This is a genomic window from Streptomyces sp. S3(2020) (assembly GCF_013044505.1).
Classification (GTDB): domain Bacteria; phylum Actinomycetota; class Actinomycetes; order Streptomycetales; family Streptomycetaceae; genus Streptomyces.
The window spans coordinates 1-7,812 of record NZ_JABERD010000319.1; the positions used below are offsets into that span (position 1 = coordinate 1).

General features: G+C 72.0%; 10 protein-coding genes. 6 read left to right on the forward strand and 4 right to left on the reverse strand.

What is annotated here, in order from left to right:
* Positions 1–1,308 (forward strand): M20/M25/M40 family metallo-hydrolase (locus HLK59_RS46135; RefSeq protein WP_171147666.1); only part of this gene is annotated, 1,308 nt, incomplete at its 5' end.
* On the opposite strand, the gene HLK59_RS46140 is transcribed toward HLK59_RS46135, so the two are convergent.
* Complete coding sequence (locus HLK59_RS46140; RefSeq protein ID WP_171147667.1) at positions 1,305–1,910, reverse strand: response regulator transcription factor; 606 nt, start codon at positions 1,908–1,910, stop codon at positions 1,305–1,307. The genes HLK59_RS46135 and HLK59_RS46140 overlap by 4 nt on opposite strands.
* Entirely contained in the window at positions 1,907–3,070 is a 1,164-nt protein-coding gene (locus HLK59_RS46145; protein WP_346779981.1) for a histidine kinase, read from the reverse strand. The genes HLK59_RS46140 and HLK59_RS46145 overlap by 4 nt, the downstream gene beginning before the upstream one ends.
* Before the next feature lie 97 nt (positions 3,071–3,167).
* On the opposite strand from HLK59_RS46145, the gene HLK59_RS46150 reads away from it, so the two are divergent.
* Complete coding sequence (locus HLK59_RS46150; protein WP_171147668.1) at positions 3,168–3,560, forward strand: hypothetical protein; 393 nt, start codon at positions 3,168–3,170, stop codon at positions 3,558–3,560.
* Entirely contained in the window at positions 3,557–4,108 is a 552-nt protein-coding gene (locus HLK59_RS46155) for a hypothetical protein (protein ID WP_171147669.1), read from the forward strand. Before HLK59_RS46150 ends, HLK59_RS46155 begins: the two co-directional genes overlap by 4 nt.
* 83 nt (positions 4,109–4,191) lie before the next feature.
* Here HLK59_RS46155 and HLK59_RS46160 read toward each other — a convergent pair whose 3' ends face one another.
* The gene (locus HLK59_RS46160) at positions 4,192–4,944 is read right to left on the reverse strand and encodes an SLATT domain-containing protein (RefSeq protein WP_171147670.1); all 753 of its coding nucleotides are present in this window, start codon (positions 4,942–4,944) and stop codon (positions 4,192–4,194) included.
* Between the two features lie 256 nt (positions 4,945–5,200).
* On the opposite strand from HLK59_RS46160, the gene HLK59_RS46165 reads away from it, so the two are divergent.
* Genes HLK59_RS46165 through HLK59_RS46175 form a run of 3 tightly spaced genes read left to right on the forward strand, consistent with a single transcriptional unit; the run spans position 5,201 to position 6,870 of the window.
* Complete coding sequence (locus HLK59_RS46165) at positions 5,201–5,557, forward strand: YbaB/EbfC family nucleoid-associated protein (protein WP_171147671.1); 357 nt, start codon at positions 5,201–5,203, stop codon at positions 5,555–5,557.
* Positions 5,558–5,615: 58 nt separating this feature from the next.
* Positions 5,616–6,215: a recombination mediator RecR gene (gene recR / locus HLK59_RS46170; RefSeq protein WP_171147672.1), complete on the forward strand. Its 600-nt coding sequence runs from the start codon at positions 5,616–5,618 to the stop codon at positions 6,213–6,215.
* Positions 6,208–6,870, forward strand: a complete 663-nt coding sequence (locus HLK59_RS46175) for a DUF5063 domain-containing protein (protein WP_171147673.1) — start codon at positions 6,208–6,210, stop codon at positions 6,868–6,870. The genes recR and HLK59_RS46175 overlap by 8 nt, the downstream gene beginning before the upstream one ends.
* A gap of 50 nt (positions 6,871–6,920) precedes the next feature.
* Here the strand turns inward: HLK59_RS46175 and HLK59_RS46180 are convergent, their stop codons facing one another.
* Complete coding sequence (locus HLK59_RS46180) at positions 6,921–7,649, reverse strand: sulfite exporter TauE/SafE family protein (RefSeq protein ID WP_171147674.1); 729 nt, start codon at positions 7,647–7,649, stop codon at positions 6,921–6,923.
* Positions 7,650–7,812 lie beyond the last annotated feature (163 nt).

Consider the following 7,812-nt stretch of genomic DNA (forward strand, 5'->3'; position numbering starts at 1 on the left):
CCCTCGGGCAGCCGCCCCCCGGCCACCGCCCAGCCCCCTACCCGCGAACTCCGCGCCCTGCTGCGGGAGATCGACCCGGACCGCATCGAGGCGACCGTCCGCAAGCTCGTCTCCTTCGGCACCCGCCACACCCTCTCCGCCCAGGACGACCCGGCCCGCGGAATCGGCGCCGCCCGCGACTGGCTGCTGGCCGAGCTGCGCTCGTACGCCGAGGCGTCCGGTGGCCGGATGACCGCCGAACTCCAGTCGTACGTCCAGGAACCGGGCCCCCGGATCCCGACCGCGACCCGCATCACCAATGTCGTCGCGACCCTGCGGGGTTCGGTCACCCCGGAGCGGGTCTACGTCGTCTCCGGGCACTACGACTCCCGGGTCACCGACGTCATGGACGCCACCTCGGACGCCCCGGGCGCGGACGACGACGCGTCCGGTGTGGCGGTGGCACTGGAGCTGGCGCGGGTGATGGCGAAGAGGCGTCCCGCTTCCACGATCGTGTTCGCGGCGGTGGCGGGGGAGGAGCAGGGCCTGTTCGGATCGGCCCACATGGCCCAGCAGTTCAAGGCGGCCGGGGCGGATGTGCAGGGCATGTTCACCAACGACATCGTCGGCAGCCCGACCGCCGACGACGGTACGGAGGACCCGTACACCGTCCGCCTGTTCGCGGAGGGCGTGCCGTCCTCGGAGACCGCCGAACAGGCCGCGATCCGCCGTTCGGTCGGCGGCGAGAACGACTCGGCGACCCGCCAACTCGCCCGGTTCGTACGGGACGTGGCCGACAACGACGCCACCGGCATGCACGTCCGGGTCGTCTACCGACGGGACCGCTACCGCCGCGGCGGCGACCACATCCCCTTCCTCGAACGCGCCTACCCGGCCGCCCGCTTCACCGAGCCCGCCGAGGACTTCGCCCACCAGCACCAGGACGTACGGGTCGAGGACGGCAAGCAGTACGGCGATCTGCCCGAGTTCTGCGACTTCGCCTTCATCGCCCGGGTGGCCAGGGTGAACGGCGCCGCCCTGTGGACCCTGGCCCAGGCCCCCGGCACCCCCCGGGGCGCGAAGATCGTCACGACCAACCTCACCAACTCCACGGAGCTGGTGTGGACCCGGGGCACCGAACCGGACCTGGCGGGCTACGAGATCGTGTGGCGGGAGACGACGGCACCGGAGTGGACGCGTGTCGTCCCGGTCGGCGAGGTGACGAGGCACGTGGTGGACCTGTCGAAGGACAACGTGTTCTTCGGGGTGCGGGCGGTGAACGCGAAGGGCCTGCGGAGCCCGGTGGCGTTCCCGGAGCCGCAGGCCTAGATCCACCCCTGCTGCCAGGCGTGATGGGCCGCCGCGTGCCGCGTGGTGGCCCCCAGCTTGGACATGGCGGCGGAGAGGTAGTTGCGGACGGTCCCCTGGGCCAGATGGACCTGCGCGGCGATCTCGGCCACCGACGCCCCCGTACGGGCCGCCCGCAGCACCTCCAACTCCCTTTCGCTGAGCGGGCAGTCGTCCTCCGTCAACGCGGACGCGGCGATGTCCGGATCGACGTAGCGGCGACCGGCGGCGATGTCGCGGAGGATCTCCGCGAGCCGGGCCGCGGGGGTCGTCTTGGGCACGAAGCCGCGGACACCGGCGGCCAGGGCGCGGCGCAGGACGGCCGGCCGGGCGTGCCGGGTCACGATGACGACATGGATGTCCTGGCGGGCGGCCCGGATCTCCTCGGCGGCCCGCAGCCCGTCCGTGGGCGGCATCTCCAGATCCAGTACGGCGATGTCGGGCCGGTGCTCCAGGGCGAGCCGTACCGCATCGGTGGAGGTGGCGGCCTCCGCGACCACCGCGAGGTCGTCCTCCAGGGCGAGGAGCGCGGCGAGCGCGCCACGCAGGAGGTCCTCGTCGTCGGCGAGGAGCAGCCGGATCACGCTTGGGTCCTCTGCGCGGGCAGCGTGGCCGTCACCGTGAACCGCTCGCCGTCCCGTTCCCACGCCAACTCCCCTCCGGCCGCCCGCAGTCGCTCGCCGAGTCCCGCCAGTCCCGTGCCGTCGTGCGTCGCGCCGGGCGGATCCGCGCCGTCGTTGCCGATCCGCAGCCGCGCCTGTCCGCCGGTGACGCGGAACTCGACCTCGGCGTGCTGTGCCTGGCTGTGACGCAGCACGTTGGTGGTGGCCTCACGCATCACCAGACCCAGCAACTGCCGTGCGGAATCGTCGAGTTGTTCCGCCGACTCCAGCTCCGTGCGCGCGTCGACGCCCGCCGCGGCCAGGACGCGGGTCGCGTTGGTGATCTCGCCGTCCAGAGTCGTACGACGATACCCCCGCACCACGGCACGAGTGTCCCGGAGGGCGTCCGCGCAGAGCTCCCGTATCTCCCGCATCTCGGCGGCGGCGCGCGCCGGATCGCCCTCGGCCAGCCGCGACGCCAACTCGCTCTTCAGCGCGATGACTTGCAGATGGTGCCCCTGGATGTCGTGCAGCTCCGAGGCGAACCGCAGCCGCTCGTCCTTCACCGCCAGCTCCGCCTCAAGACGCCGCGCCCGGTCCAGCCGCCCCGCGACCCGCCAGGCCCACAGCGGCCCGAGCACGGTCCACACGGTGAAGGCGGTCAGACCGGCGGGGAAGAGAGCGGCGTACACCAACTCGTCGTCCCCGGAGGCCAGGCTCACGGCACCGCCCGGAACCAGCGCGAGGACGACGGCACCGCCGATCAGCCACCGCCTCCCGGCCGCGGAGAGACAGGCGGCCACGATCGCCACCGTCACGGCCGGGGCGACCGCCCACAGCCCGTAGTCGTGCTGGGTGAGGGGCAGTACGGCGAGCGCGGCGGCGGCGACACCGGCGGTCACCAGCCACCCCGCGAGCGGCCGCAGGACCGGCGGACGGACCTCCATCGCCCCGCCGAGGAGCACGGCGGCGGCCACGGCGTGCACGCCCAGCGCCGGGACCACCGGCGCCCGCGCCCACAGCGGCACGTCCCCGTCCAGGGCCCAGGTCCCGTACGCCAGCACCAGCACACAGACGACGGTCCCCGGCACGGCCCACCACGTGTAGCGCCGGAAACTCGAGAGCCCCGCCCCGTTGTCCACGCGGTCATTGTCGCAGCGGCGAGATGACAGATGTCATGCGACGACGTGCGCGGTCGGCACTACTGACGCCGGTGCCGCCGGTCCCAGTCTGAGAGGCATGGGAAACCAACAACACCACGGATTCGCCCGCCACTACGTCGAGATGATCCTCGCGATGCTCGTGGGCATGCTCGTCCTCGGCGCGGCCCTGCGGGGCGTCCTGGCGCTCACGGACACCGCCTACGCCATGTCCAGCCACCCCGAACTCGTCGTGCTGGAGATGGCGTTCACGATGTCCGCCGGCATGGCGTTGTGGATGCGCCGCCGCGGCCACGCCTGGCCCGGCATCGGCGAGATGTGCGCGGCGATGTTCCTGCCCGCGCTGGTCCTCGTACCGCTGCTGTCCCTCGATGTCGTCGCCCCCGACGCGGCGATGGCATGGGAGCACCTCGCGATGCTGCCGCTGATGTTCGTCGTCATGCTGCGGCGGCGGACGGAGTACGGCGTATGAACACGGCTGTGCTGAAGCGCCGTTGGCCGACGCTGGCCGCTCTCGCGATCTGGGCCGCCCAGGCGGTGGCGGGCGCGTCGGACACCCTGGACGACTCGGTCTCCGGTTTCGGCGAGGTGCTGCCGCTGCTGCCCCTGCTGTACGTGGTGATCAACCAGATCGGCACGCCCCGGGCGACCTGGCCGGTGCTGGGCGGGGGCCTGGTGCTCGTGTTCGGCCTCCAGGCGCTGGACCTGGTGTCACCGGCGGGGGCGATGGTGGGGATCGCGCTCGGGGTGCTGCTGTGGGGTCTGGTGAGGGGCGCTCCACACCCGCCGGCCGTGCAGGCGGTGGGGGTGGCCGTCTTCGGAGCGCTGGCGGTGACGGGCTTGGCGGTCGACCCGGAGGCGGGCCGCTGGCTGGTGGCGGCGGGTTGGTTCCTCCACGGGATGTGGGACTTGGCGCACCTGACACTGGAGAGGTTGAGGGGGACAGTGGCGCCGACTTTCGCGGAGTGGTGCGCGGTGGTGGATGTGCTGGTAGGAGTCGAACTGTTGATCCTGCGGTAAGGGTGACACGCCTAGGGGCGCGGGGCTGTATCGATCTGCGGCTACCGCCGCGTGGGCGCGACCAGCCCCAACGGCGCCCCCTGTCACCGAGCCTCCGGCGGCCGCTGCCGAGGCATGTTCGGCCGCGCACCCCCCGTACCCGGCGGCAACGGGAACCGCCCCTGGACGACGTTCCCGTCCGCCCGGGCCGCCCCCGTCACACCTCCCTGGATCCCCAACGGCGCCGACCCCGTCCGGAACTCCACCATCCAGTCCGCGGTCTCCGCCCGCACCAGCTCGGTCACGTCCTCGGAGAACCTCCGCAGCACCCCGAGGCACCGGTCGGCCGCCTCCCCCGCGGTCCCCTCGGCCGGCCCCAGAACCTCCCGCACGCTCTCCGAGGCCCAGTCGAACTGGAGCACCTGGAGCCGCCGCTGCACGGCCTGCGCGGTCGCCACATCCCTTATCCACCCGGACGTCACCCCGAAGAACCGGTCCACGGCCACGCACGCGACCGCGAGGAGCAGCGCCAGATACCCCCAGGCCGCGCCCCCGCCGACGACCCCCGCGAGGTCCAGCAGGGGCAGCGCGGCACCGGCCACCGCCCCGGCCGCGGCCCCGCACCGCAGGGCCCGCGCACCCCGCCGCTTCCACACCCGGTCCGCGAGGTACCACGCGGCGGTGTCGAGCGCCCCGCGCTCCACCCACCGGTACAGCTCGTCGAGACGGAGCGCGGGCTCGCCCCAGTCCCCGAGCGGAAACGTCCGTCCCGTCAGGTCGCCCGGCCGCGGCCCGACCGCCTCCCCGCTCCGACCGTCCTGAGGCGGACCCTCGGGCTGCATCTCCGGCTGACCCACCCGGCACTCCCTACTGATCACGGCCGATCACGCTGTGTGACGCATGGTGCTGACGCGCCGGGTCTTTCCTACCGCCCAATGGGTGGCGAAGGGGCGGCTTTCGCTCCTTTTCCGCCCGGAAGTGGGCCTTGATCAGGTATAGGACTCGACAACATCTCACTCGAAAGAGTGCCGGAGCGATGGCTGCGTGGAGCACGTAGGCTCGTCACAGAGGACGAGACCCGGAAAGACCCAGACCTATGAGCGGGAGCTGATCGTGATCCCCGGTGGTGGCCAGCCCAACATGCAGCAGCTGCTCCAGCAGGCCCAGAAGATGCAGCAGGACCTGGCGAACGCGCAGGAGGAACTGGCGCGGACCGAGGTCGACGGTCAGGCGGGTGGCGGCCTGGTCAGGGCGACGGTCACCGGCTCCGGTGAACTCCGTGCCCTCAAGATCGACCCGAAGGCGGTGGACCCGGAGGCTGCATCCATTGAGGAGACGGTCGAGACCCTCGCCGATTTGATCGTCGCGGCCGTACAGGCCGCCAACGAGAACGCCCAGACCCTCCAGCAGCAGAAGCTGGGCCCGCTGGCCCAGGGTCTGGGCGGCGGCATTCCGGGTCTGCCTTTCTAAGAAGGGCGTCCGCCAACTACCGTACGTACCCAAGGAACCCAGGAAGGACGGCAGTCCGTTGTACGAAGGCGTGGTGCAGGACCTCATCGACGAACTGGGTCGGCTGCCCGGCGTCGGTCCCAAGAGCGCCCAGCGGATCGCCTTCCACATCCTCCAGGCGGAACCGACGGACGTACGGCGGCTCGCGCAGGCTCTGATGGAGGTCAAGGCGAAGGTCCGCTTCTGCGCGACCTGCGGGAACGTGGCACAGGAAGAGCTGTGCAACATCTGCCGCGACACCCGCCGCGACCTCTCGGTCATCTGCGTGGTGGAGGAGCCGAAGGACGTCGTAGCCATCGAACGCACCCGCGAATTCAGGGGCCGCTACCACGTACTCGGCGGAGCGATCAGCCCCATCGAGGGTGTGGGTCCGGACGACCTGCGTATACGAGAACTTCTCGCGCGGTTGGCCGACGGGACCGTCACGGAGCTGATCCTGGCCACGGACCCGAACCTGGAGGGCGAGGCCACGGCCACGTACCTCGCCCGCATGATCAAGCCCATGGGCCTCAAGGTCACCCGCCTGGCCAGCGGCCTCCCGGTGGGCGGAGACCTGGAATACGCGGACGAAGTGACCCTCGGCCGCGCCTTCGAGGGGAGACGACTCCTAGATGTCTGACGCCACACTGCACGCGACCGCCCAGAACCCGGACGACTTCGCGGTCCAGATCGCGGACCAGGTGGAGAGCTTCCTGGTGGCCGTCACCGAGGTGGCGAGGGGCGACGAGCCGGACTCCGCCGTGCCCTTCCTCCTCCTGGAGGTCTCGCAGCTGCTGCTGGCCGGCGGCCGCCTGGGCGCCCACGAGGACATCGTCCCCGACGAGCGCTACGAGCCCGACACGGGCCCGGACGCCGACGTGGACGAACTCCGCGAGAACCTGGCGAGGCTGCTGGACCCGATCGACGTCTACTCGGAGGTCTTCGACCCCTACGAGCCCCGCAAGGCCGCGGTGCCCGCCCGTATCTCCGACGACCTCACCGACGTCATCACCGACCTCCGCCACGGCATGGCCCACTACCGCGCGGGCCGCACCACGGAGGCCCTGTGGTGGTGGCAGTTCTCCTACTTCTCCAACTGGGGTTCCACGGCGTCGGCGACCCTGCGGGCGTTGCAGTCGGTGGTCGCCCACGTCCGCCTGAACCAGCCCCTGGAGGAGCTGGACGGCCTGGACACGGACCAGGCGGCCATGGGCGACGAGACGCTGGAGTTCGAGGCCGGCAGGGTGATGGCGGAGGAGATCGCCGAACCGTTGGGCATGCGCCCGGTGAAGTGATGTGAAGCGAAGCGATGTGAAGTGATGTGAGGTGCCGGGACTGTGGGGTCCTACAGTCCCTTCAGCCCCCACAGTCCTTTGGCCACCGTGGTGATACCGCCCGTCAGTGCCAGCAGCAGCACCAGCAGGCGGGCCCGCCGCTCCGGTATGCGGGCGGCCAGGGCCCTGCCGGCCAGGCCGCCGAGGAGCATCGCCGCGACCACCCATCCCCACCGCGCCCCGCTCAGCTCCGGCACCCCGTTCGCCGCCACGGAGAAGGCGTTGACGAGGACGCCGTAGAACATCGCGTTCGGTACGAACTCCCGTACCGTCCAGCCCGCGTTGAGGGCGTACAGGGACACCGGCGGCCCGCCGACCCCCGCCGCGGCGTTCATGAACCCGCCCGTCGCACCCGCCACGACCGCGCCCTTCGTGCCGCGCAGCGCGGGCACCCGCGCGCCCCGCATGACCAGCAGCACCGCGCCGGTGACGAGCCCGCCCATCACCAGCAGCAGGACGGGCCCGGGCAGTCGACGGGTCATCCAGGCCCCCGCCGGCACCGTGCACGCCGCCGCCGCGCACAACGGCACCATCGCCCCCGGCCGCACCCGTTGCCGGCCACCCGCGAGCCCCACGAGACAGATGGCCCCCGCGGCACAGTTGGCTAGGGCCACCCCCTGGGCCGGCCCTAGCAGCAGGATCAGCGCCGGTACGGCGACCAGGGCGAAGCCCATGCCGGTGAGCCACTGGACGGAGGATCCGAGCAGCACGATCCCCGCGAGAAGCATGTCGGCTGTCATGGTTCGGCATCCTCTCCTCGGCAACCCGCTGCGTCCATGGCGGTACGGGCGCGATGATGACCGTATGACGGGGCGGGTGGGGGCGGTCGCGGCGGGGGGTGCCCGGTGAGCGAGGCGGCGGAGGCGTCGGGGGAGCGGGGCAGCGGGGCGGCGGGGTGCAGCG

What these genes read in the sequence shown, in the direction of transcription:
- HLK59_RS46150 (WP_171147668.1), top strand. Translation starts at nt 3,168, where the DNA reads ATGGGAAACCAACAACACCACGGATTCGCCCGCCACTACGTCGAGATG.
- HLK59_RS46155 (WP_171147669.1), top strand. Translation starts at nt 3,557, where the DNA reads ATGAACACGGCTGTGCTGAAGCGCCGTTGGCCGACGCTGGCCGCTCTC.
- HLK59_RS46175 (WP_171147673.1), top strand. Translation starts at nt 6,208, where the DNA reads ATGTCTGACGCCACACTGCACGCGACCGCCCAGAACCCGGACGACTTC.
- HLK59_RS46180 (WP_171147674.1), bottom strand. Translation starts at nt 7,649, where the DNA reads ATGACAGCCGACATGCTTCTCGCGGGGATCGTGCTGCTCGGATCCTCC.